This window comes from Rhodococcus sp. 852002-51564_SCH6189132-a, assembly GCF_001665495.1.
In the GTDB taxonomy this organism is placed as follows: Bacteria; Actinomycetota; Actinomycetes; order Mycobacteriales; family Mycobacteriaceae; genus Rhodococcus; species Rhodococcus pyridinivorans.
This window is the reverse complement of sequence record NZ_LZMJ01000085.1, coordinates 14353-36516: the sequence shown is the minus strand read 5'-3', so window position 1 is coordinate 36516 and position 22164 is coordinate 14353. Positions and strand designations below refer to the sequence as shown.

23 protein-coding genes are annotated in these 22164 nt (G+C 69.9%); 15 read left to right on the top strand and 8 right to left on the bottom strand.

Annotation, left to right across the window (positions count from 1 at the left end; genetic code table 11):
• The first annotated feature begins 59 nt into the window (after nucleotides 1-59).
• The 8 genes from A5767_RS20855 to A5767_RS20820 all read left to right on the top strand — a co-directional run bounded on the left by A5767_RS20855 (nucleotide 60) and on the right by A5767_RS20820 (nucleotide 6518).
• A complete protein-coding gene (locus tag A5767_RS20855) occupies nucleotides 60-641 on the top strand; it encodes a MauE/DoxX family redox-associated membrane protein (protein ID WP_019290382.1) in 582 nt (193 codons plus the stop codon).
• Between the two features lie 21 nt (nucleotides 642-662).
• Nucleotides 663-1277, top strand: coding sequence for a redoxin domain-containing protein (locus tag A5767_RS20850; RefSeq protein ID WP_006553384.1), 615 nt, complete (start codon nucleotides 663-665; stop codon nucleotides 1275-1277).
• A gap of 102 nt (nucleotides 1278-1379) precedes the next feature.
• Nucleotides 1380-2048 carry a methylamine dehydrogenase light chain gene (locus A5767_RS20845; RefSeq protein WP_033097867.1) on the top strand — a complete coding sequence of 223 codons (669 nt, stop codon included), beginning with the start codon at nucleotides 1380-1382 and terminating at the stop codon, nucleotides 2046-2048.
• Complete coding sequence (locus A5767_RS20840) at nucleotides 2045-3346, top strand: hypothetical protein (RefSeq protein WP_006553382.1); 1302 nt, start codon at nucleotides 2045-2047, stop codon at nucleotides 3344-3346. The genes A5767_RS20845 and A5767_RS20840 overlap by 4 nt, the downstream gene beginning before the upstream one ends.
• Entirely contained in the window at nucleotides 3343-4935 is a 1593-nt protein-coding gene (locus A5767_RS20835; RefSeq protein WP_064853066.1) for a multicopper oxidase family protein, read from the top strand. The genes A5767_RS20840 and A5767_RS20835 overlap by 4 nt, the downstream gene beginning before the upstream one ends.
• 9 nt (nucleotides 4936-4944) lie before the next feature.
• Nucleotides 4945-5286 (top strand): cupredoxin domain-containing protein, encoded by a 342-nt coding sequence (locus A5767_RS20830; RefSeq protein ID WP_006553380.1) that lies wholly within the window; start codon nucleotides 4945-4947, stop codon nucleotides 5284-5286.
• The gene (locus A5767_RS20825; RefSeq protein WP_082937761.1) at nucleotides 5283-5606 is read left to right on the top strand and encodes a cupredoxin domain-containing protein; all 324 of its coding nucleotides are present in this window, start codon (nucleotides 5283-5285) and stop codon (nucleotides 5604-5606) included. The genes A5767_RS20830 and A5767_RS20825 overlap by 4 nt, the downstream gene beginning before the upstream one ends.
• A gap of 60 nt (nucleotides 5607-5666) precedes the next feature.
• The gene (locus tag A5767_RS20820; RefSeq protein ID WP_006553378.1) at nucleotides 5667-6518 is read left to right on the top strand and encodes a hypothetical protein; all 852 of its coding nucleotides are present in this window, start codon (nucleotides 5667-5669) and stop codon (nucleotides 6516-6518) included.
• Between the two features lie 61 nt (nucleotides 6519-6579).
• Here A5767_RS20820 and A5767_RS20815 read toward each other — a convergent pair whose 3' ends face one another.
• Nucleotides 6580-8157, bottom strand: coding sequence for a TM0106 family RecB-like putative nuclease (locus A5767_RS20815; RefSeq protein WP_033097870.1), 1578 nt, complete (start codon nucleotides 8155-8157; stop codon nucleotides 6580-6582).
• Nucleotides 8158-8306: 149 nt separating this feature from the next.
• Between A5767_RS20815 and A5767_RS20810 the strand changes: the two genes are divergently transcribed.
• The 5 genes from A5767_RS20810 to A5767_RS20790 are packed head-to-tail and all read left to right on the top strand — an operon-like array spanning nucleotide 8307 to nucleotide 11697.
• Nucleotides 8307-8990: a DUF6474 family protein gene (locus tag A5767_RS20810; protein WP_024102631.1), complete on the top strand. Its 684-nt coding sequence runs from the start codon at nucleotides 8307-8309 to the stop codon at nucleotides 8988-8990.
• 35 nt (nucleotides 8991-9025) lie between these two features.
• A complete protein-coding gene (locus A5767_RS20805) occupies nucleotides 9026-9517 on the top strand; it encodes a hypothetical protein (RefSeq protein ID WP_024102630.1) in 492 nt (163 codons plus the stop codon).
• 34 nt (nucleotides 9518-9551) lie between these two features.
• Nucleotides 9552-10223 (top strand): YcnI family copper-binding membrane protein, encoded by a 672-nt coding sequence (locus A5767_RS20800; protein WP_024102629.1) that lies wholly within the window; start codon nucleotides 9552-9554, stop codon nucleotides 10221-10223.
• Nucleotides 10220-10753 (top strand): copper resistance CopC family protein, encoded by a 534-nt coding sequence (locus tag A5767_RS20795; protein WP_006553373.1) that lies wholly within the window; start codon nucleotides 10220-10222, stop codon nucleotides 10751-10753. Before A5767_RS20800 ends, A5767_RS20795 begins: the two co-directional genes overlap by 4 nt.
• A gap of 5 nt (nucleotides 10754-10758) precedes the next feature.
• A complete protein-coding gene (locus A5767_RS20790; protein WP_064060569.1) occupies nucleotides 10759-11697 on the top strand; it encodes a copper resistance D family protein in 939 nt (312 codons plus the stop codon).
• A 4-nt stretch (nucleotides 11698-11701) separates the two neighbouring features.
• On the opposite strand, the gene A5767_RS20785 is transcribed toward A5767_RS20790, so the two are convergent.
• The 7 genes from A5767_RS20785 to A5767_RS23940 form a co-directional block, all read right to left on the bottom strand.
• The gene (locus A5767_RS20785; RefSeq protein WP_006553371.1) at nucleotides 11702-12340 is read right to left on the bottom strand and encodes a UdgX family uracil-DNA binding protein; all 639 of its coding nucleotides are present in this window, start codon (nucleotides 12338-12340) and stop codon (nucleotides 11702-11704) included.
• A 19-nt stretch (nucleotides 12341-12359) separates the two neighbouring features.
• Nucleotides 12360-15542 carry an acetyl-CoA carboxylase family protein gene (locus A5767_RS20780; protein ID WP_064853064.1) on the bottom strand — a complete coding sequence of 1061 codons (3183 nt, stop codon included), beginning with the start codon at nucleotides 15540-15542 and terminating at the stop codon, nucleotides 12360-12362.
• A 72-nt stretch (nucleotides 15543-15614) separates the two neighbouring features.
• A complete protein-coding gene (locus A5767_RS20775) occupies nucleotides 15615-16367 on the bottom strand; it encodes an ABC transporter permease (protein ID WP_039583619.1) in 753 nt (250 codons plus the stop codon).
• Between the two features lie 37 nt (nucleotides 16368-16404).
• Nucleotides 16405-17016, bottom strand: coding sequence for an isopentenyl-diphosphate Delta-isomerase (gene idi / locus A5767_RS20770; RefSeq protein ID WP_064853063.1), 612 nt, complete (start codon nucleotides 17014-17016; stop codon nucleotides 16405-16407).
• A gap of 52 nt (nucleotides 17017-17068) precedes the next feature.
• Complete coding sequence (locus tag A5767_RS20765; RefSeq protein ID WP_006553367.1) at nucleotides 17069-18037, bottom strand: phytoene/squalene synthase family protein; 969 nt, start codon at nucleotides 18035-18037, stop codon at nucleotides 17069-17071.
• A complete protein-coding gene (gene crtI / locus A5767_RS20760) occupies nucleotides 18030-19649 on the bottom strand; it encodes a phytoene desaturase family protein (RefSeq protein ID WP_064853062.1) in 1620 nt (539 codons plus the stop codon). Before crtI ends, A5767_RS20765 begins: the two co-directional genes overlap by 8 nt.
• Nucleotides 19646-19777 (bottom strand): hypothetical protein, encoded by a 132-nt coding sequence (locus tag A5767_RS23940; RefSeq protein ID WP_019290392.1) that lies wholly within the window; start codon nucleotides 19775-19777, stop codon nucleotides 19646-19648. The genes crtI and A5767_RS23940 overlap by 4 nt, the downstream gene beginning before the upstream one ends.
• 177 nt (nucleotides 19778-19954) lie before the next feature.
• Between A5767_RS23940 and A5767_RS20755 the strand changes: the two genes are divergently transcribed.
• On the top strand, nucleotides 19955-20728 hold the full coding sequence (locus A5767_RS20755; RefSeq protein ID WP_006553365.1) for a DUF427 domain-containing protein: 774 nt from the start codon (nucleotides 19955-19957) through the stop codon (nucleotides 20726-20728).
• The gene (locus A5767_RS20750) at nucleotides 20725-22146 is read left to right on the top strand and encodes a DHA2 family efflux MFS transporter permease subunit (protein ID WP_064853061.1); all 1422 of its coding nucleotides are present in this window, start codon (nucleotides 20725-20727) and stop codon (nucleotides 22144-22146) included. Before A5767_RS20755 ends, A5767_RS20750 begins: the two co-directional genes overlap by 4 nt.
• Nucleotides 22147-22164: the final 18 nt, after the last annotated feature.

Genomic DNA, 22164 nt, shown 5'->3' with positions numbered 1-22164 from the left:
AGGGATCCGCCGGGACCTCGACGAGGTCCCGAAGCGAAACGGAAGGAGTGGTCGCACACATGCTGTGGGTGCTGATCGCATCGATCGTCGGAGGCACGCTGTTGCTCGCCGGCATCCCCAAGACCCGGGACCGCCAGGGTCTGCTGCGCACGGTGCGCGGGTACAAGCTGCTGCCTGCGCCGCTCGAGGACGCGGTGTCGTTCGCGCTGCCGTGGGCCGAGATCGTCCTCGGTGCCGCGCTCATCACCGGCATCGCCGGACGATGGGCGGCCGCAGGCGCCGCACTGCTGTTCCTGTGCTTCTTCGGCGGCCTGACGATCAACCTTCTCCGAGGCCGTCGTGACCTCGACTGCGGCTGTTTCGCATTCGATTCCCACGACATCCCGCGGATCGGGTGGTTCCACGCGGTGCGGGCCGGTGCGTTCGTGCTCGTCTCCGCAGCCCTGGCCCTCGTTCCCGCCGGCGCACCGTCGCTCGCCGAGCACCTCCTCGCCGTCGCGCTCGCCGCACTGGTGCTGGTCGTGGTCGTCACCGCGGTGCAGTTGCGGTCGATCGTGCATCCGGGCCGACGCCCGGTCGACGACCACCTGACGAAGGCCTCGATCGAACTTCGTGCCGCCTCGCCCCTCTCGCGGTACTGACACATCCGAACGGAGAAATCTGTGAACACCTTCCTGCTGATCGCGGTCATCGTGCTGGCCGTCGCCGTCGCGGCACTGTTCCTCATGCTGCTCGCCCTCGCCCGCGAGATCGGGCGCGTGCAGGTGCGTCTCGGCCCCCTCGGCGCCCGGATGATGGACACCGGCCCGAAGATCGATCAGGTCGCTCCGAGCTTCCGCGGCCTGCAGGACCACCTCGGCCGCGAGGTCGGCGTCGGTGGCCACCGCGACAAGGCGCAGCTGCTGCTGTTCACCGCGCCGTCGTGCTCGACCTGCAAGAGCCTGCTGCCCGGCGTCAAGGCGATGGCGAAGGCGGAGAAGGACCTCGAGGTCGTCATCATCTCCGACGGCACGCCCGAGGAGCACCAGAGTTTCCTTGCCGGTTCGGGTATCGGTGCCGAGCTCAGCTACGTCGACGCCCGCGATGTGGGCATCGCCTACCAGGTGGGCACCACTCCGTACGGCGTGATCCTCGACGAGCACGGCAAGATCCAGGCCAAGGGCCTGTGCAACCACATGGCGCAGGTCGAATCCCTCCTCAACGCACTCGAATCCGGCACGCCCTCGCTGCAGCACCTGCACGAGGCAGCCAAGACTCGCGCCGCAGCCGGTCTGTGATCTGCGAGCGCCGACCGCCCCGTCGGTACGGGCGGAATCTCATCCCCTTCTCGAGATCGGAGTACGTCGTTGGACCTCAGACCCTCATCCGGGGAACCGGAGATGCACGAGAATCGATATCCGGTGGACGAAGCCACCGTCAAGGAACAAGCCGAATGGATGGCCGGCCGCGGCGGATCCTTCATCGGCCGCACCGGCCGCAGGATGTCCGAGCGGGTCTCCCGCCGTTCGGTGATCAGCAAGATCGGCCGGTGGACCATGGGTGTTTCCGGTGTGGCACTGATCAGTTCGCTGCCCGTCACCCGCACTGCGCTGGCGCAGGAGCCGCCGGCTCCGACCCCCGCCGAACCCGAACCGCTCGTTCCGGTCTACGACGGCAAGGACCCCGCCGAGTGCGAGTACTGGCGCTGGTGCAACATGGACGGCACCTCGTGCGCGGCCTGCAACGGCGGCGGTGTCACCACCTGTGCGCCGGGAAGCCGTCCCGGAGCGGAGTTCTGGGTTGGATGCTGCACGCATCCCGACACCGGTAAGACCTACCTGATCGCCTACTACGACTGCTGTGGTGCACCGTCGTGCTCGAACGCCTTCTGCGGTGAACCCGACATGCAGGCCATCATGTACAACCCGGTCTCGGGCAGCTTCGACCAGGAGATCATCTGGTGCGTGTCCGACGAATCCCAGTCGTACACCTGCACGATGGCACCGATCATCGGTGAGGACTGCCAGACCCGTCCCGCCGCACGACCGAAGGTGGGCGCCGGATCATGAAGCGCACCCAACGGGCGGTCGCCGCGACCGTCCCGCTCGCTCTCGCACTGTCCCTCGCGGCGTGCTCGAGCGACGACGACTCCTCCTCCGCGGCGGGCGAGGTCACCTACCCGACCGTCCCCTACACCACTCCCGGTGAGGGCATCTCCCTCGGTCACGACGATCAGGAGATCGGCGACACCATCCCGGAACCCGTGCATGTCTCGGAGATCCAGCCCGCGAGCGAGAACGACCTGCTTGCGGTCCTCCGGACTCCGGGCGGGCTCGAGATCGGTGTGAACGTCCTCGACCCGGTCACCGGTGTCGCGGGCAGTCGCATCGTCGTGGGTCCCGGCATCTGGGATCCGGTCATCCACGGGTTCGTCGGCGAGAGTTCCTCGGACCCAGCGGTTCTCGCCGCCGAAGTGTGGCGGCCGCGCGGTTCGCGCGGCCAGGCGGACTTCACCGTCACCACCTACTCGGGCGACCTGCTCGAGCCGGACGAGATCGAACTGCCCGACTACGCCCGCGCGCACTCGCGTCCCGGGTCCAGTGCCGTCACCTCGGACGGGAAGTACTTCGTGACGTGGGACGACGGCCTGTACGGCGTCCGCGTCGTCGATCTCGAGGCCGGCAAGGAGAGCGGCGCGCTGCAGATCATCGGGTGCGGTCCGTTCACCTGGCTCGTCGACCACAAGCTCTACAGCGTGTGCGAGGACACCCGCGAGCTGATCCAGATCTCCATCGACGATGCCGGTGTCCCCACCGAGACGGCGCGCACGAAGGTGCTGCCCGACGACTTCGTCAGCAACCGCAAGGTGACCTGGGCCGCGGACGCGAAGAAGGCACTGCTCGTCGGCGCGACCGGCGACGTCTTCGTCTTCGACTTCTCGAACGGTCTGCCGGAGGATCCCGTCGCTCCCATCGGGAACGCCGGACAGGACGGCGGCCGCTTCGCGGAGAACGCCATCAACAACACCGGCGACCGGATCGCGATCGAGTACACCGACAGCGAGATCCATCCGCACTCCGCGCGCGGTGGCGACATCGTCACGATCGAGCTGTTCGACGCGACCGGCCTCGCTCCGATCCGCACCCTCGATCTCGCGGCACTGGGGATGACGGACATCGCGTCCATGGCCTTCTCCGTGGACGGATCGATCCTGTATGTGGTCGGTTCGGGCCCCGAGGTCGACGGCGAGTCGGCCCAGCGCATCGTCGGTGTCTCGGCGAGCGACGGCACCGAGGTCAGTGCCGCCGAGGTCACCGGAACCGTCGACGACATCCGTTCGCTCCTGACCCCGCAGGTGATCCGATGACACGACCCGGTTCCGGGCTCGTGCTCGCTCGCCGACGCTTCCTCCGCCTGGGCACCCTCGGTGTCGGGGCGGTGGGGCTCGGCGCGCTCGGGTTCGGTGCCACCGCCTGCAGCTCCGGTACGTCCGGACAGCAGGCGGTGGCCACCGAGCTCGACTACATCCGTCCCACCGATCCCGAGGTGGCCGCGGCCGAGGCGGCCCGCGCCACCTCGGGGGCGACGGCAGCCTTCGCGCTCGCTGCGGGGGTGGGCGCCGTGGACCTCGGTGGGCGGATCGTGAACACGTGGACCTACGGCGGGGCCGCCGTCGCACCCGAGCTGCGGTTGTCGAAGGGCGACCGGGTGCGGGTGTCGGTGGACAACGGGCTTCCGCAGGAGACCACGCTGCACTGGCACGGCATCCGGATCCGCAACGACATGGACGGTGCGGCTCCGGTCACGCAGGAACCGATCGGCGCCGACGGTGGCCGGTTCGAATACGACTTCGTCGCACCCGATCCGGGCACCTACTGGTACCACTCGCACAGCGGACTGCAGGCCGACCGTGGTCTGTTCGGGGCTATGATCATCGAGGACCCGAACGACGCCACCGGCGCGGACGCCGACGCGGTGCTCGTGCTCGACGACTGGGTCGACGGTCTGGGCACCACCCCCGACGCGGTCCTGGCCGCGCTCAACCCGCAGGTCGCCGGGCACGGTCATGCCGGGCACGGCTCGGGGCCGGCCGAGTACACGGACGCCGATGCCTCGGTGGCGCAACAGATCACGTCGGCGGGCCACGGGGACTCCGTCCCGCTCGGCGGCATGACCCAGCACATCGCGTACCCGCTGCACCTGATCAACGGGCGTCCGCCGAACGATCCCGCCGTGGTGGAAGCCGCTGCGGGGCAACGGTTGCGTCTACGGGTCGTCAACGCGGCCGCGGAGACGCCCTACCGTTTCGCCGTGGCCGGTCACGAACTGACCGTCGTCGCCGTGGACGGCTTCGACGTGCAGCCGACGACCGCCGACACCGTGATCCTCGGCATGGCGCAGCGGGTGGACGTGCTCGTCACGGTGCGTTCCGGTGCGTGGCCGATCGTGGCGAAGGTCGAGGGGCGCGACGGCTACGCGTCGACCGTGCTGCGGTCCCACGACGCGGTGCCGATGTCGAACCCCGATGTGGGATTCGACATTCCGGAGCTGAACGGGCGACTCGTAACCGAGAGCGAACTGCGGCCCGCCGAATCGGTACTGCTCGAGAAGCGGGACGTCGACCGCGACTACCGCGTCGAGCTGATCCAGGCCGGCGACCGCTACGTGTGGGGCATGGCCGGCCCCGACGCCGGCCGACTGGTGATGAAGGAGGGTGAACGGATCCGGATCACGATGGTCAACTCGTCGCCGATGTGGCATCCCATGCACACCCACGGCCACACCTTCGCCGTACCGGGTTACGGCGGTCTGCGACGCGACACCGTCAACGTGCTTCCGGGGACCGAACTCGCCATCGAGTTCGACGCGGACAATCCGGGCGAGTGGATGTTCCACTGTCACAACGCCTATCACTTCGAGGCAGGAATGACCGCGAATCTGCGGTACATCCGGTGAGGACGAGATATGAAGAAGTTTCTTTCCGCGGTCGCGGGCACGACACTCGCGATGGGACTGCTGACCGGATGCGGCAGTGCGGACGCCGACGAACCCGCGGTCGTCATCGAGGTCTCCAACATGTCGTACAGCCCCGCATCGGTCACCATCGAGAAGGGCCAGACCGTGCAGTGGCACTTCGACGACTCGGGACTGCCGCACGATGTGGCGGGCGACGGACCGCTCGAAGGTGACCTGAAGAGCGAACTGCTCACCGAGGGCACCTACGAGTACACCTTCGACGAGGCCGGCACGTTCACCTACCACTGCACGCCGCACCCCGCGATGGTCGGCACGATCATCGTCGAATGATGCGGATCCGGTGGGGGGTGGCCGCGTTCGCGATGCTGGCCGCGACCTGGTGTGCCGGCTCCCCCACCGGGCCGGACGCGGAGATCGTCGTGCGCGACGTGCACTTCGCGCCGGTGGACGTGACCGTACCGGTGGGCGGCACCGTCCGGTGGACGTTCGACGACGGCGGGGTCCTGCACCACGTCGGATCGGAGGGCGAGTTCGACAGCGGCATCATCCCCGAGGGGAGCTTCGAGCACACCTTCACGACGCCGGGCGTCTACGAGTACCACTGCTCGGTCCACCGGTACATGACCGGAACCGTCACCGTGACCGGTTGACGGACAACGCCGTCCGCCGTCCGGTCGTATCCGTAAGCACCACAGCAAAGGAGCATCCCGATGACAGAAACACTCGTGCGTGAGCCTCTGGCTCACCCGCCCCTCGGAGTCGACGTACCGGAGATACGCCCGACGCTCGAGAGCGCCGTCGCGAAGAAGACCCGCGGCGGCCTGATCGCCGGTGCCGCGGTGGTCGGCGCCGCCGCCGGTCTCGTCGCGGCCGCCTCGACCCCGACGGCCATGACCGCCGCGGTGATCGCCACCGGCGCGGTGACCGCACTGGCCGCCAACTGGTCGACCTGCGGTATGTCGGTGGCCGGCGTGGTCGCCGCACCGAAGCAGCCGGGACGCCGTGGGTCGTCGACCCCGATCCGCCGGCTCGGCTGGCACACCCTCGGATCGCTCGCGACGGGCATCCCCACCGGCGCGCTCTTCGGTGCGCTCGGCGCGCTCGTGACCGGCTCGGTGCCGTGGGCGTGGATGCTCGCGGCCTGGGGCGTGATCGCGCTCGGTTACGGCCTGCACGAGCTGGGCATGATCACCCTGCCGACGCCCATGCGGCGTCAGCAGCTCCCCCGCCACCTGCGGCGCACGATGGCGCCGTGGAAGGTGTCGCTGCTGTTCGGTGCGCTCATCGGCCCCGGCTTCATGATCTTCATCCGGTCCAGCGCGTACTACCTGCTGGTCCTCGGCGTGATCGCCTCGGGTTCGCCGGTGCTCGGCGCCGCGATGTTCGCAACCGTCAGCCTCGGCCGCTGCATGCCGAGCGTACTGGCCATCCTGCACACCCACCGCGGGGGTTCGATGCCTGGCTTCCTGTCGGCGATGTGCGTCGTCGACCGTCGTGTCCAGACCCTCACCGGCGGTGTCCTCATCGCCCTGGCGGCCTTCGCTCTTGCCGCACTGGTCTGATCTCCCGTGCGTGGTTCCGGTGGCCGAGGCCACCGGAATCACGCACGTGGCATGCTCTGCGCTACAGGTCCTCGACGAACGGGATGTCGAGCACCGCACGATCACTCATCCACTCGCGCAGGACCTTCGTGGCGATCACGTCGTCCTCGTTGTACTCGAGCAACCGCACACGCTGCGCCGGATCGGGCTCGCCCGCCATGCCCACGGCCTCGCGGTACCAGCTCATCGACGCCTCACCCCCGGCCTCGGCGTCGCGCCAGTGATGCCCCGCGATCGGTGCGATCTTCTTCAGCCCCTTGCCGTTCGGACACACGAACTGGTCGGTGACGGCCTGGAAGATGTCGACCCACTCGTCCGAACCGATGAACGCCTTGACCTCCGCGAGCTCCGGCACACCCGGGAAGCCGTGGAACCGCCGCGCCGACGACAGCAACCACTTGTCCTCCGCCGACCGCGAATAGCAGTAGGCCGCAAAAGTCTTCCCGCGACGTTCGGCCGCGCGCCGCTGGTCCGACAGCCAGCGCCAGAACTCGGCGAACGAGCGTGCCTCGTCGTCGGTCGGCACGGGCTCCCACGTCGCGAACGGGATGTACTCGGAGGACGATCTCGAATTGAGCAGCGTGCCCCACAGATAGGCGCCGTGCTCGTGGTAGCTCTCCATGTCGATGTCGACCTCGACGTCGGCGCGGTGGACGTGCACGTGCCGGTAGCGACGCACGAGCGGCGCACCGGCGATCCACGCCCGCGCCGTGACGATCGCGTCCTCGAACGAACCCTGCGGCCACGCTTCCGGTTCCCCGCCCTCCCACCGGGCGAGGCCGTCGATGGTGTGCACCTCGAGTTCGCGCAGCACGGCGGCACGTTGCCCCGGCGCGACGAGCGACACATCCCGGGTGACGGTGAGTTCGGCGCGGCAGCGGTCCCACCACGGGCAGGTCTTGCACTCGCCGATCTGCGACGGCGCCGTCGGAGTGAGACCCCGCGCGATCTCGAGTCGGTCCGCCAGGCGGGCGTCGTAGTCGTCGAGGATCTGGTCGAGATCGTGCACGAGGATGCAGTCGCCGCCGTAGCCGATCGCGCCGGCGACCTTCGCGGGGCTCGCAAGTCCGTGACGTTCGAGCATCCGGTACAGGTGCGCGAGGCGCATCTGGTCGCGCACCTGACTGCGCACCTTGCGGGTCTCGTCGACAGCGGGTGCCCACGCGAACAGATCGGTGGTGAGCGCGCCGTGTCCGGGATCGGTGACCTTGTGGTTGACGACGATCACCGGGATGTAGCCGCCGTGTTCGGCGTCGCGCAGCAGGATCTCCGAGCGGCCGCGGCGTCCGGTGTCGGGTTCGCTCGGCAGCACCGCACCCCAGATGCGGTCGGCGCCCGCGCGGCACGCGTCGAGTGTGCGCTCGGCGCGCTGCGACATCGGTCCTTCGGGGGCGACGAGCACCCACCCGTCCGGGTCGGCGTCGAACAGCGTCTGGCGGATCGCCTCGCGATGCGCAGCCGCCGCCTCCTGGCGTTGCCGCGCACCCGGATTCTCGGGTGCATCTGCGAGTTCGTCGGGGAAGGTGGCGTCGAGATAGACCCGGTGGCGGCACCTCGTCAGCGCAGCGGCCTCGAGGGAGACGGCTGTGCGCTGTGACACTCCGCGTCGGGGCCGCGGTAGTTCTCCGGTTGCGTCCACGACATTCCAGGGTATTCCCTGCACAGGCGACGGCTCGCAGCAGCACCGTCACGTTAGGCTGACGCGGGGCGCCGGAGCGTCGTGTCGTACCGAATGGAGGGTGCTGTTCGATGGGGTTGTTCACACGGAAGCGTCGCGCGACTCGCAGGGCGGAAGCGAAGGCGCTGAGGACCAAGGCGAAGATCGAGGCCAGACTGGTCGCGAAGAATCGGCTCGAGAACGACCGGCGGGCAGCGAAGGCCAAGGCGAAGATCGACAAGAAACTCGCGAAGTCGCAGGTCAAGCTCGACCAGGAACTCGCGAGGTCGCAAGCCAAGGTCGAGAAGGAACAGATCGCGACCCTCAAGGCACAGAAGAAGGCCGCCGAGAACCAGGGGCTCACCGCGGCGAAGGTGCGCCGTTATCTCGGCGTCGCGCGTCTGCTCGCGCCGGTGCTCGTCCCGATCGTCTACCAGGCCGTGACGGCGCTGCGCGGTCAGCTCGACTCGCGTCGCGCGCAGCAGCTCGGGGTGCCGATCGAGGAACTGGGTTCGTTCACCGGTCACGGTGCCCGGCTCAGTGCCCGCATCGCGGGTGCGGAGCAGTCGCTCGCGAAGGTCGAGCAGCGCAACCCCAAGGACGCGGAGACGCAGAAGTTCGCCACCGCGACCCGCGAACGTCTCACCGATCTGACTGCCGCCGTGCAGACGGCCGAGCAGATGCCGGCCGCGCGCCGGAAGTCGGCACACGCGGCGATCTCGTCGGAACTCGACGGCATCGAAGCGGATCTGCTCGCGCGCCTCGGCGTGCGCTGACGCGGCCTGCACATCAGGAACGAGCACGACCGACAGTGACCAGGTATCCGACCGTTCTCGGCACCACCGCGGGCATCGCCACCGCGGTGCTGGCGGTGGCCGCCCACGGCGCCGCCGGCGGTGGTGTGCCGACGGGACCGGTCGCGGTACTGCTGGTCGCGGTCGCGGCGATCGTCGGGATCCTCGGCGCGCACCAGCCGTCGCTGTCCCCGCTCGTGCTCCTCGCCGGTGGGCAGGCGGCCACGCACGTCGCGCTCACCGTGCTGGTGCCCGGTCACGAACATCTGTCGGTGTCCATGCTGGGCGCCCACATGCTCGCCGTCGCCGTGTGCGCGGTGCTGCTCACCGCCGCGGCCCACGTGTACGCGGCGTGCGGCACCGCGCTGCGGGTCGTGCTGCTGCGCGGCCCCCGGGTCGCCGCGCCCGCCGTGCTCGCCCCGACCTCGTCGACCGACCGGCTCGTGTGGGGACGTGCACCCCCGGCCATCTCGCGGAGAGGACCACCGCTCGCCACGGCTGCGCTGTGACGATCGATCCTCCAACCACGAGAAAGACCCATACATGTTCGAGTTCTCCCGTCGCGCCCTCGTGGGCGCGACAGCAACCGCTGCGCTGATGGTCGCGGGCGCCGGCATCGCTTCGGCCCACGTCACCGTCGTCGCACCCGGAGCCGAGCAGGGCGGTTACACCGTCCTGACCTTCCGGGTCCCCACCGAGTCCGAGACCGCCGGCACGACCGCCCTCACCGTCGAGCTTCCGGGGCTGCGCTCGGCGCGCACCGAGCCGCTGCCCGGCTGGACGGCGACCGTCGAGAAGGATCCCGAGTCGCAGCTCGCGACCTCCGTGACGTGGACCGCCGAACCGGACGTGCAGGTCGGGCCGGGACAGTTCCAGCAGTTCGTCCTGTCCGTCGGGCCGCTGCCCGAGGAGGACGAGGTCGCCTTCCCCGCGATCCAGACCTACAGCGACGGCGAGGTCGTGGCGTGGGACGAGATCACGACCGGCGACGAGGAACCCGAACGTCCTGCCCCCAGCCTGACCCTCGCGGCGAGCAGCGGCGACGGGCACGGCGGCAGTGGTGACGCGCACGCCACCGAGACCGAGCAGACCGCCGGCGCGTCGGAGGACACCACCGACAGCACCGCGCGGTGGCTCGGCGGTATCGGCCTGGTGCTCGGTGCGCTCGGCGCCGCACTCGGCCTCGGCGCCGTGATCCGGGGGCGGCGGGCATGAAGCGCATCCTCGTTCTCCTCACCGCGTTGATCGCGGCGCTGACCCTGTCCGTCGGTTCCGCAGCCGCCCACTCGGTGGTGCTGTCGAGCTCGCCCGAGGACGGCGAGCAGATCGCCGAGGCACCCGATCGGGTGACCGTGACGTTCAACGAGAACCTGCAGGAGCAGTTCGCGGCTCTGACCGTCGTCGGGCCGGACGGCAACCTGTGGTCGAAGAGCGACCCGATCATCGAGGGTGCGAACGCATCCGTCGAACTAGACGGTCTCGGCCCCGTGGGCGAGTACACGATCGCCTACCGGGTGACCTCCGCCGACGGACATCCCGTCAGCGGAACCCGCACCTTCACGCTCACCCAGGAGGGAACCGGCACGCCCGGTGAAGCGGCGTCCGGTGACACCGCGACCGGCGAGACCGGCGCGGAGTCGGGCGAGAGCGACAGCAGCGGACCTGCCGTGTGGTGGTTCGTCGTCGCAGGTGTCGTCGTGGTCGCCGCAGGTCTCGCCTTCGCGCTGCGCAAGCCGAAGGCCTGACCCGCATGATCCCGGAACGCCGGCAGTGGCTCGTCGTGGCCGCTGCCGGCGTTGCCTTCGGAACCGTCGCGGGCATCGCCGTGGCCGGTTCCCTCGCCCTGCCCGCCCCCTCGAGTTCGGTGCGGGCGATCGGGCTGTGTGTCGGCTCGACCGTGCTCGGACTCGCGGTCCTGGCCGTGATGGTGCAGCGGCAACGCCGTCCCGCGGTTTCCTCCGACACGCTGTGGCGGACGATCGCCACGCTCGGCGGTGTCTGGCTCGTGCTCGCGAGCATCGACCTCGCCTGGGCCGCGTCCACCGCGGCCGATGTTCCCGCCGCGGACCTGGATGTGGGGCGGTTCGGGCAGTTCGTCGGCACCACCACGGGACGCGTGGATGCGGCGGCATGGGTGTGCATCGCCGCGATCGTCGTCGTCGCCGCTGTGGCGTACCGCCGGTCGGCGGCGTGGTCCACCCTGCCGGTGCTCGTCGCCGCGGCGCTCGCGTTGATCGCCCGGCCAGTCACCGGCCACATGGCGCAGCAACCGCTGGGGTCGCTGTTCAACGCCGTGCATGTGCTCGCGGCCGCGGTGTGGTTCGGGGTGCTCGTGGCGCTGGCCGTCACCGTGCGGGGCCGCGGAGCGTGGGCGGAACTGCTGCCGCGCTACTCGCAGCTGGCCCTGCGGTGCGTGGTGGCGTTGGTGATCACGGGCGTGGTCGACGCGGCGGTACGGCTCGGCTCGGTCTCCGCGCTGCTGGGCACCGGCTACGGACGCGTCGTGCTCGCGAAGGCAATCGTGCTGTGCGCCCTGCTGGGGCTCGCGTGGAACTGGCGGCGCAACTGGCTCCCCGCTGCCGCGTCCCACCGTCTCCCGGAGGAGGAGTCGCTGCGCAACGCCGTCCTCGAGGTGTGCGCGATGTCGGTGGCGCTCGGGCTCGCGGCCGGATTGGCGACCACCGGCTGAGCCGTCACAACGTGGCCGCTCGTTCCAGGTCCTGCACGAACGAGCGGAACATGTCGTCGCGCTGCGATTTCGCCCGCAACACCGCCGACGGGTGCACGGTGACGACCACCGCCGGATCGCACGACCCGCACAGCTCCTCGGGCAGGTGCAGGACCTCCCCGCGGTGCTGCGTGAGCTTGAAGTCCTTACCGAGCAGCGACTGCGCGGCCGTGGCTCCGAGGCACACCACCACGTCGGGGCGGACGGCGTCGAGTTCGGCCTCGAGCCACGGCCGGCACGCCGCGACCTGCCCACCCGACGGTTTCTTGTGGATGCGTCTGCGGCCGTTGGCGGACCGGTCGAAGCGGAAATGCTTGACGGCGTTGGTCACGTACACCGTCCCGCGATCGATGCCCGCGCGTTCGAGGGCCTTGTCGAACAGGTGCCCCGCGGGCCCGACGAACGGTTCTCCCGCGAGGTCCTCCTCGTTGCCCGGTTGTTCGCCGACGAAGAGCATGCGTGCGTCGCGCACCCCTGCCCCGAAGACCGTCCGCTCGGCGGCCTTGTAGAGATCGCATCCCCGGCATCCCGCGGACGCGGCGGCGAGTTCGGCGAGGTCGCGGCTGTCGGGTACGTACTCCTGTGCGCCGGGATAGGTCACCATGGCTGTCGCATACCCGGCTTCACCGCGGTTGCACCAGTCGCTCGATCCAGGCGCGGCTGTCGGCGGGGTCGATGACGTCGTCGAGTTCGAAGCTCGTCGCCGCTTGCAGGGCCTTGCCCTGCTGGTAGGCGAGGGCGACGAGCCGGCCGAACAGCTCCTCGCGCTCCCGGGGTGTCTCCGCGGCGTCGAGTTCCTTGCGGAATCCGAGACGCACGGCCCCTTCGAGTCCCATTCCGCCGATCTCCCCCGTCGGCCACGCGACGGTGAACTCGGGTGCGTGGAAAGATCCGCCGGCCATCGCCATCGCGCCGAGGCCGTAGCCCTTGCGGAGGATGATCATGCCGAACGGGACCGTCAGGCGTGCGCCGGCGACGAAGAAGCGCCCGAAGCGGCGCACGGTGGCGTCCTTCTCCGATTCCGGTCCGACCATGAATCCCGGTGTGTCGCACAGACTCACCACGGGCAGCCGGTGCGATTCGCACAGTTCCAGGAAGTCCGCGGCCTTGTCGGCGGCCTCGGCATCGATCGCCCCACCGAGGTGGGCGCTGCTGTTGGCGAGCACGCCGTAGGAGGCGCCTTCGACGCGCATCAGGGCGGTGACGATGCCGACGCCGTAGTTCGGGCGCAGTTCGAGCACCGATCCGAGGTCGGCGATCGCGTCGATCGCCGACCGCACGTCGTAGGCGCGGAGACGGTTCTCCGGCACCACATGTCGCGCGAGACGCGGGTCTGGTGCCTGCCGGTCCTCGTGCGGCGCGGTGAAGTACGCGAGATATCGCCGGGCGACGTCCACGGCGTGCGCCTCGTCGCGCGCCGCGACGTGCACGACGCCGTTGCGGCGTTGCACGTCGATCGGCCCGATGTCCTCGGGGCGGTGCACGCCGAGTCCTCCGCCCTCGATCATCGCGGGGCCGCCCATGCCGATGTTGGCGTCGGGGGTCGCGATGAGCACGTCGCACACCCCGGCGAGCGCGGCGTTGCCCGCGAAGCAGCGGCCGGAGACGACCGCGACGGTGGGCACGCGTCCGCGCAGCGACGCCATCGAGCGGAAGGTGGGCAGGTCGAGGCCCGCACCGGAACCGGCGTCGACGTCCCCGGGTCGACCGCCACCACCCTCGGCGAACAGCACGAGTGGCACCCGCCGCCGGGCGGCGAGTTCGAGCAGCCGATCGGTCTTGCGGTGGTTGTTGCGGCCCTGGGTACCTGCGAGGACGGTGTAGTCGTAGGACATCACGACCACCTCGGCCCCGCCGATCCGTGCGGTGCCGCCGACAAGTCCGTCCGCCGGGGTGTTCGCGATCAGGTCCTCCTCGCTGCGGCGGCCGCGCTGGGCGGCGAGGACGAGCGGTCCGTATTCGACGAAGCTACCGTCATCGACGAGGTCGGCGATGTTCTCGCGCGCCGTGCGCCGGCCCCGCCCGTGCCGCTTCGCCACGATCTCGGGCCGCGCCGCATCGGTGGTGACCTCGTGCCTGCGGCGGATCTCGTCGAGGTCGGCACGGTCGGCGTCGAGGTCGGCCGCGGCGATGTCGTCCGTCGCGGTGTCCGTGTCGAGCACGCGGACCACCGCGAGCACGGTGCCCGGCTCGACGGTGCGTCCCGGCTCGACGAGCACACGTTCGACCACGGCACTGCCCGGTGCCCGGATCTCGTGCTGCATCTTCATCGCATCGAGCACGGCGAGCGGCGCACCGGCCGGAACGGTGTCGCCCGCGCGAGCGATCTCCACGACCGTGCCGACCATCTCGGCGTGCACCGCCTGTTCGTCGGCGCGCAGATCCGTGTACTCCACCGGTGCGGTCGGGGCGGTGTCGACGAAATCCACGAGCCGCTCCCCCAGCCACGTGGTGCGGACATTGCCGGACCGGAACTCCTTGTCGTCCAGTATCTTCTGCAGGAGGTCGCGGTTGGTGCCGACACCGTCGACGATGAACTCGCCGAGTGCCGTCGACGCCTTGCGCAGCACGGCCGCGCGATCGCCGGAACGCACGTACGCGACGACCTTGGCGAGCAGCGAGTCGTAACGTCCGGTCACCTCGAGGCCGGGCCGGCCGTGGGTGTCGACGCGGATGCCCGGTCCGGTGGGTGGCGTGAACGCGGTGAGCGTCCCGGCTGTGGGCAGGGCGATCCCGTCGGGGCGCGGCGTCTCGGCGTTGACGCGCACCTGCACCGCGATGCCCTGCGCCGCCGCAGGACGTCCGCTGATCTTCTTGCCGTCGAAAGTGATTCCTTTCGGGAGACCGAGTTCGTCGAATCCCGTCCCGCGAGCGATCGCGAGCTGGGTCGCCACGAGGTCGACGCCGGTCACCTCCTCGGTGACGGTGTGCTCCACCTGGATCCGGGGGTTGACCTCGAGGAACACGAAACCGTCGTCGTGGACGAGGAATTCGACGGTGGACAGCCCGTGGCACCCGACCTGCCCGATCAGCCGGACCGCCGCGCCGTGCAGCGCCTCCCGCAGGGCGTCGGGCAGGTCGGGCGCGGGTGCGATCTCCACGAGCTTCTGGTGCCGGCGCTGCACGCTGCAGTCGCGATCGCCCAACGCCACCGCGCGGGTACCCGACCCCGACTCGGCGGCCACGACCTGCACCTCGACGTGGCGGGCACGCTCGACGAGCGCCTCGGCGTACAGCCGGTCGTCGTCGAAGGCGGCGTGTGCTTCGGCGGCGGCGAGCCGGAGCGCCTCGTCGAGATCGGCAGCATCGCGGACCACGCGCATGCCGCGACCGCCACCACCCGACAGTGCCTTGACGACGATCCCGCCCGGACGGTCGCGCAGGAAGGCCCGCACGGACTCCGGATCCGTCGTCTCGACGGCAGCGGTCACCGGGATGCCGAGTTCCTCCGCCACCGAGCGGGCGGCCCGCTTGTCGCCGAGGACGCGCAGTGCTTCCGGGGACGGCCCGACGAAGGTGAGTCCGGCGTCCGCACAGGCCTGCGCGAAGGCGGCGTTCTCGCTGAGGAATCCGTAACCGGGATGCACGAGCGTGCATCCGGTCGCTCGGGCGACCCCGATGATCGCCCCGGGGTCGAGATAGGCCGAGGGACCGGACTCCGGTAGGGCCTCGGCTCGCGTGGCGGCGCGGACGTGCGGAGCGTCGGCGTCGTCCGCGGCGTGGACGGCGACGGTGTCGAGTCCGAGGTCCCCGGCCGTGCGGACGACACGCAACGCGATCTCACCCCGGTTGGCTACGAGCAACATCGACGATCCTTCCCTCGGCAGCGGTTGTATCAACTCCTACTCCGGTCGGCACCCGCACCGCAGACCGCCGTCTCACGCAACGACCACGGGACGGTAGCGCAGGGCGCGACCGAGACCGAGCGCCATCAGCACGGACGTGATCGACGCCGTCGCCATGATCGCGGCGAGCACGACCACCTGGAACCGTCCGGCCTCCACCGGCGACAACCCGCCGAAGATCGCGCCGACGAACGCCCCGGGCAGCGTCACCAGACCGGTCGTCTTCGTCTGGTCGGTCGACGGGATCATCGCCGCGTGCACGGCGAAGCGTGCGGGTGAGAGTGTCGCCTGCCGCATCGTCGCGCCGAGTGCGAGCCAGCCCTCCACCTCGGGCCAATGGTCGTCGACGGTTTCGTGGAAGCGGCGACCGGCGAGGGCCGCGACCGTCATGGTGTTGCCGATGATGATGCCGCCGAGCGCGAGCGCGTAGCGCGGGGTGGCCTCCACCGCGCCGGTCGCGAAGACGATGCCCGCCGAGACGAGCACGCCGGTCAGCATCGCGGCGGCCGTCACCCCGCGCACGACGGCCTCGCTCCCGATGCGTCGGCAGGCCGTCCACCACGCGACGGTGAACATCACGACGAGCACCACCGCGACCCACCGGGCGTCGGTGATGACGCCGGAGAGCACGACGCTGATGAGCGCGAGTTGCACCGCGCCGCGGGCGATGGCACCGACGGGCGCGAATCGGTGCGGGACCCGGAACGCCCACAGCACCGCCGACGAGATCACGGCGAGGGCGAGGATGCCGATGATCGTGGGGATCAGGACGGTCGGGTCGATCACAGGGTCGACGTTAACGTCCCGGTCGCCGGGTGAGGCCCTATCGTCGCTCGGGCGCGGCGCGTCCCCAAAGGCGCTCGGGCGCGGCGTGCGGCAGATCCGCGGTGGACGCCACGGGCCAGTGCAGCGGATCGGGGCCGAGCGTGCGGAGCTGCTCCACCTGCTCGCGGCACCACACCGACACCTCACGGCGTCCCTCGACGACGTCCTCGGAGAACTCCGTCCAGTCGGCCCATTCGGTGTCGTGCACCTCCGACGGTTCGGGGGTGGGCGCCGGCCCGTCGTAGAGCACGCGGAAGACCGGGCAGATCTCGTTCTCGACGATGCCGTTGTCCATCACCGCCCGGTAGCGGAAGGACGGCAGGACGACCTCGATGTCGTGCGCGTCGAGCCCGAGTTCCTGACGCAGCCGGCGGCGCACGGCCTCGATGAGCGGCTCGTCGGGCGCCGGATGACCGCAGCAGCTGTTCGTCAGGACACCGGGGAAGGTCGACTTGTCCAGGGCGCGCCGGGTGAGCAGAACGTTGCCGTGGTGGTCGAAGACGTACGACGAGAAGGCGAGGTGCAGCGGGGTGTCGGTGGTGTGCACCGTGGCCTTCGGCTCGATCCCGACCGCGCGGCCTGCGTCGTCGAGCAGCACGACCTGTTCCATGTGATGTCCTGTTCTGTATTCGTGTCCGAATGCCGGCTCGGCCGGTCGGGCCTCACCGGCCGAGCGGCGCGGTGGGCATCCCCAGTCTCGACCGTGAACGCAGCGTGGTCCAACCGGCCGAGGCCAGCCGCGGTGCCGCCACCGACAACCGCCGGCGCCGCGACACGCGTGCGCGCTGGTGGAGTACCCGGTATCCGCTCTCCTCCACCGCCCGCAGGATGTCGCCGTAGAGGACGAAGGCGGTCCGCATCGCGGGACGCACCTTCGGGTCGAGCAGGTCGATGCCCGGTTCGGCCACACGGTAGATCGAGCGGGTGTGCGCGATCAGGTGCGCGAGGGCGCGTTCGAACCGCACGTCGCGCTGTCCGGTCCGGCGGCAGTGCCACAGCAGGTCCTCGTCCACGTCGAAGGCGGCGAGGATGTCGGCGGGCAGGTAGATGCGGTCGCGGTCGAGGTCCTCACCCATGTCGCGGATGAAGTTGGTGAGCTGGAAGGCCTCACCGAGTGCGGCGGCGGGAGCCTCGGCCTGTTCGCGTTCGCCCTCGATCCCGAGGATGGGCAGCATCTGCAGCCCGATGACGGCGGCCGAGCCGTACATGTACTCCGACAGTTCGTCCATCGTGCGGTACCGCGACCGGAACAGTTCGGTGCCGGGGATGTCCATCCGCATCGACCGCAGGAAGGCGTAGTAGTACTCGTGCGGGATGTCGTACCGCTGCGTGGTGTCGACGAGGGCCCGCAGCACGAGACCGAATTCGTCGTAGGTCGGCGGCCTGCCCCCGAGCGCGTCGGACAGACGGCGTTCGAGCGCGTCGAGAACCGGTGCCGCGTCGACCGGTTTCACGTCGACGATGTCGTCGACCATCCGCGCGAAACCGTAGAGGGCGTGCACCCCGGCCCGTTTGGACGCCGGGAAGATGCGGGTCGCGAGGAAGTAGGTCTTGCCATGGCGCCGGTTGAGCTCACGGCACAGTTGATACGCCTCGTGCAGATCGGGATCGATCCCGTCGAGTTCACCCATGGGCAACCGCACCTGCTTCCATCGGAATCGACATCGTCGTGAGCCCGGCAGTCGCGCCACCGGAGATACGTTCTGCGGCAAGACGTCCGGAGATGATCACGGTCGGGACGCCGACACCCGGCGTGGTACCCGACCCGGCGAGGACGACATTGTCGACGCCGTGCACGAGGTTCGGGCGGCGGAAGGGCCCTGTCTGCCGGAACAGGTGCGCCGCCGAGAAGGGGCTGCCGTCGAGCATGCCCTTGTCGGCCCAGGTCCGCGGGGTGTCGATGTGGTCGACTCGCATCGAACTCGCGAGTCCCCGATAGCCGCGCTGCTCGAGGACCTGCTGGATCTCCCGCATGTACGGCCTGCCGAGTCGGCCCCAATCGAGGGGTGCGGCAGCGAGATTCGGGCACGGCGCCAGCACCGAGACCGGTTCGCACTCGACACCGCCGCGCACGACCCGCAGGGACGGATCGGTCACGGCAGGTCGCGTGATGAGCAGGGACGGATCGGCCATCAACCGGCCGCGGCCGCACGGGGCGGTGATCCGCGCGAAGGTCTCCGCCCACTCCTCACCGAAATCGATGGTGTGGTGGGACTCCGGCCAGGCCTGTGTCACCTCGGTGGGTACCGTGCCGTGGAAGACGACGGCCGAGGGCGACGCGACGGTGGCGCTGCGGGCGCGGCGGCGCGGCGGGACCCCGGCGCGCAGCAGCAGGTCGTCGACCACGGGCAGGTCCACGGTGAGGACGACGGCGTCGGCGGCGAACTCTCGGCCGTCCGCGGAACGCACGCTCTTCGCGCGGCCGCCGTCGACGCGGAGTTCCGACACCTCGACCCCGGTGTGCACGGTGCCGCCGTTGCGGACGAGCGCATCGACCATCGCGGCGGCGATGGTGGACATGCCGCCCTTCGGAAAGTAGACGCCGAGCGAGGTGTCCATGTGGGCGATGGCGCCGTAGACCGCCAGGGCCGTCGACGGTGCGGTGCCCGCGTACAGGGCCTGGAAGGTGAAGATTCGCCGGAGCCGGTCGTCCCGGATGAACGACCCGACGCGCGATCCGAGCCGGCCGAAGCCGCCGAGCCGGACGAGGTTGGCGGTGTCGCGCAGCGCCGCGGGTGTCGACACGAGGTCGAGCGGCGAATCGAAGTTGGAGTCGATGTAGCGGTCGAACTCGGCGTCGAAGATCGACGCGAGCCAGCGGCGCAGCCGCCGATATCCGCCGGCCTCCTCGGAACCGCACACGCGCGCGATCTCGGCGGTCATCTCGTCCGGATCGGAGTACACGTTCAGGGCGGTGCCGTCGGCGAAGCGCGCGTGGTAGCCGGGTGCGAGCGGGGTGAGGTCGAGCGCCGGGATGGTCGAGTCGAAGGATTCTCCGACGGCCGCGAGCGCGTCGGCGATGAGGTTCGGCATCGTCAGCACACTGGCGCCGTTGTCGATGTCGTAGAGATGCCGCCCGTCCTCGAACACCGGGTACGTTCCCACGCGACCACCGACCGTGTTCTCGCGTTCGAGGACGGTGACGCGCTTGCCGGCACCGGTGAGGTGGAGCGCCGCGGACAGTCCCGCGAGGCCCGCACCCACCACGACGACGGACTCGACGGAGCCGCCGACCGACCTCACGCCTTGCCTACCTGCGCGCGCGGGGTCGTCTGCTCGGTGCGCGTGCGCGCTTCCATGAACAGCTGGAGGAAACCCACGGACGGGTACGGGTGCCGATTCTCGTTCTGCCGGGCTTCGTAGTTGGGCATGATCGGTGTTCCTCTGGTCGTCGCCTGAGCGGCGTGGGCGTGCGTAGTGGTTCGTGTCGGTCGGTTCGGGTGACGGCCCTCACGCCGTCTCTCCCCGTATTCGGAGCCCGTCGTCGAGCGGATGGGTCGGGTCTGCGGATTCGTCCCGGCCCTGGACGGGCGCGATACGGTCGAGGTATGGCTGCCCGCAAGACCGCTGTACTCCGACGGCCGTCGGAGACCGACGACTACCTCTACGAACCCGTCGATCGCAGGATCAGAGGTGAGTGGTTCGGCCGGACGGTGGTCGACAGCACCCGGGCCGTGCTGGTGTGGGCACCCGGCAAGCCCGTTCCGTTCTATGCCTTCCCCCGCGAGGACGTCCGGCTCGACCTGATCGCGGCCTCCCTGTCACCGAGCCGCTCCCGGCAGGACGTCTGGCAGTGGTACGACATCGTCGTCCGCGACCATCGGGCCTATTCACCGGTCTGCCAGCTCGACGTCGACGGTCTCGACGACCGTCTCGTCTTCCAGTGGTTCCGGTGGGGCGAGACCGGGCCGGGCGACGACGTCGACGAGGGCGAACGGTGGTTCGAGGAGGAGACCGAAGTGTTCACCCATCCACGCGATCCCTATCACCGCGTCGACGCCCTGCGCAGCTCCCGGCACGTGCGGGTGACCATCGGCGACGTCGTGGTCGCCGAGACCCGCAACCCCGTACTCGTGTTCGAGACCGGCCTCCCGACCCGCTACTACCTCCCTCCCGAGGACGTCGACTTCTCGGTGCTCGAGGAATCCGAGTGGCGGACGAGCTGCCCCTACAAGGGCGCCGCTCGATACTGGTCGTTCTCCGGCACACCGCCTGCCGAGAACGTCGCATGGTCGTATCCCGAGCCGTTCCCCGGCATGGAGCCCATCGAGGGATACGTGTGCTTCTACGACGACGCCGTGGAGATCACGGTCGAGGAGTGAGTGCGTCGGCTGCTGGACGCAGCGCTGCCCCGATCCCCGAGCCGCGGGCCTGGCGCGCACTGGCGGCCCTGTGCGTGGGTCTGTTCATCACCCTGCTCGACCAATCGCTCGTCGCGGTGTCGCTGCCGCGTATCCGCGAGGATCTGGACGCGAGCATCAACCAGGTGGTGTGGGTGTCGGCGGCCTATCTGCTGACCTTCGCGGTGCCGCTGCTGGTCACCGGTCGTCTCGGCGACCGTTTCGGTCAGCGCAACGTCTACCTGGTGGGCATGGCGATCTTCACGGCCGCGGCCTTCGCGTGCTCGATGGCTCCGACGATCGAGTGGCTGATCGCGCTGCGTGCGGTGCAGGGGCTCGGCGGGTCGCTGATCAACCCGCAACCGCTGAGCATCATCCACCGGATCTTCGCGCACGACCGGCGCGGTGCGGCCACCGGTGTGTGGAGCGCGGTGGCCAGCTCGGCGGGTCTGTTCGGGCCCGTCCTCGGTGGGGTGCTCGTCGGTACCGGTGGGTGGCGGTGGGTCTTCTTCGTCTACATCCCGCTGGGCCTGATCTCTCTGGTGATGGTCGCGCGGTACGTGCCGAAACTGCCGACCGGGGCGCGTCGCATCGACGTGCTGAGCGCCGTCGTCTCGCTGGTCGCGGTCACCGGCGTGATCTTCTCCCTGCAGCAGGGTCCCGATGCCGGCTGGACCGTGTGGGTGTGGGTCGTCCTCGGTATCGGGATCGTGGCGTTCGGGGTGTTCGTGCGTCTGCAGCGGACCGCGGTGGCCCGCGGCACCGAGGCGCTGGCCCCGCTCGGGTTGTTCACCCGCCGCAACTTCACCCTCGGGGTGACCGCCGTGGCGACGCTGGGTTTCACGGTCTACGCCGTGAACCTGCCGATCATGCTCTACCTGCAGGTGGGTCAGGGACTGTCCGCGCAGGTCGCAGGTCTGATGCTGGTACCGATGGGCGTGATCTCGGTGATCATGGCGCCCTTGATCGGGCGGGTCACCGATCGGGTCGCGCCGGGCCGGATCTCCCGGATCGGTTTCTCCGCGATGATCGCGGCGATGCTGTCGTTCGGTGTGGCGATGCATCTCGAGGCCACCGTCGGCTGGCTCCTGATCCCGATCGTGCTGCTCGGTTTCGCGAACTCGTTGTGCTGGGCCCCGAACTCGACGATCGCGTTGCGCGACCTGCCCGGTGACCTCGTAGGCGCCGGATCGGGTGTGTACAACACCGCCCGGCAGGTCGGTGCGGTACTCGGTGCGGCCGCCCTCGGTGCGGTGATGCAGATGGGTGAGGGGACGCTCGGGTTCGGTGCCGCGATGGGCAATGCGGTGTTGCTCCCGGTGGTCTTACTCTTGGTGGGACTGGTGGCGGTCTCCCGTTTCCGAGAGAGTTCCACCGTCACCAGCGCAACGGGTGCGTGAGCAACCGTCATCGGCGCA

Coding starts and splice junctions, on each gene's coding strand:
- A5767_RS20855 (WP_019290382.1), top strand. CDS start 60: ATGCTGTGGGTGCTGATCGCATCGATCGTCGGAGGCACGCTGTTGCTC.
- A5767_RS20845 (WP_033097867.1), top strand. CDS start 1,380: ATGCACGAGAATCGATATCCGGTGGACGAAGCCACCGTCAAGGAACAA.
- A5767_RS20840 (WP_006553382.1), top strand. CDS start 2,045: ATGAAGCGCACCCAACGGGCGGTCGCCGCGACCGTCCCGCTCGCTCTC.
- A5767_RS20835 (WP_064853066.1), top strand. CDS start 3,343: ATGACACGACCCGGTTCCGGGCTCGTGCTCGCTCGCCGACGCTTCCTC.
- A5767_RS20830 (WP_006553380.1), top strand. CDS start 4,945: ATGAAGAAGTTTCTTTCCGCGGTCGCGGGCACGACACTCGCGATGGGA.
- A5767_RS20825 (WP_082937761.1), top strand. CDS start 5,283: ATGATGCGGATCCGGTGGGGGGTGGCCGCGTTCGCGATGCTGGCCGCG.
- A5767_RS20820 (WP_006553378.1), top strand. CDS start 5,667: ATGACAGAAACACTCGTGCGTGAGCCTCTGGCTCACCCGCCCCTCGGA.
- A5767_RS20810 (WP_024102631.1), top strand. CDS start 8,307: ATGGGGTTGTTCACACGGAAGCGTCGCGCGACTCGCAGGGCGGAAGCG.
- A5767_RS20800 (WP_024102629.1), top strand. CDS start 9,552: ATGTTCGAGTTCTCCCGTCGCGCCCTCGTGGGCGCGACAGCAACCGCT.
- A5767_RS20795 (WP_006553373.1), top strand. CDS start 10,220: ATGAAGCGCATCCTCGTTCTCCTCACCGCGTTGATCGCGGCGCTGACC.
- A5767_RS20790 (WP_064060569.1), top strand. CDS start 10,759: ATGATCCCGGAACGCCGGCAGTGGCTCGTCGTGGCCGCTGCCGGCGTT.
- A5767_RS20785 (WP_006553371.1), bottom strand. CDS start 12,340: ATGGTGACCTATCCCGGCGCACAGGAGTACGTACCCGACAGCCGCGAC.
- A5767_RS20780 (WP_064853064.1), bottom strand. CDS start 15,542: ATGTTGCTCGTAGCCAACCGGGGTGAGATCGCGTTGCGTGTCGTCCGC.
- idi (WP_064853063.1), bottom strand. CDS start 17,016: ATGGAACAGGTCGTGCTGCTCGACGACGCAGGCCGCGCGGTCGGGATC.
- A5767_RS20765 (WP_006553367.1), bottom strand. CDS start 18,037: ATGGGTGAACTCGACGGGATCGATCCCGATCTGCACGAGGCGTATCAA.
- A5767_RS23940 (WP_019290392.1), bottom strand. CDS start 19,777: ATGCCCAACTACGAAGCCCGGCAGAACGAGAATCGGCACCCGTACCCG.
- A5767_RS20755 (WP_006553365.1), top strand. CDS start 19,955: ATGGCTGCCCGCAAGACCGCTGTACTCCGACGGCCGTCGGAGACCGAC.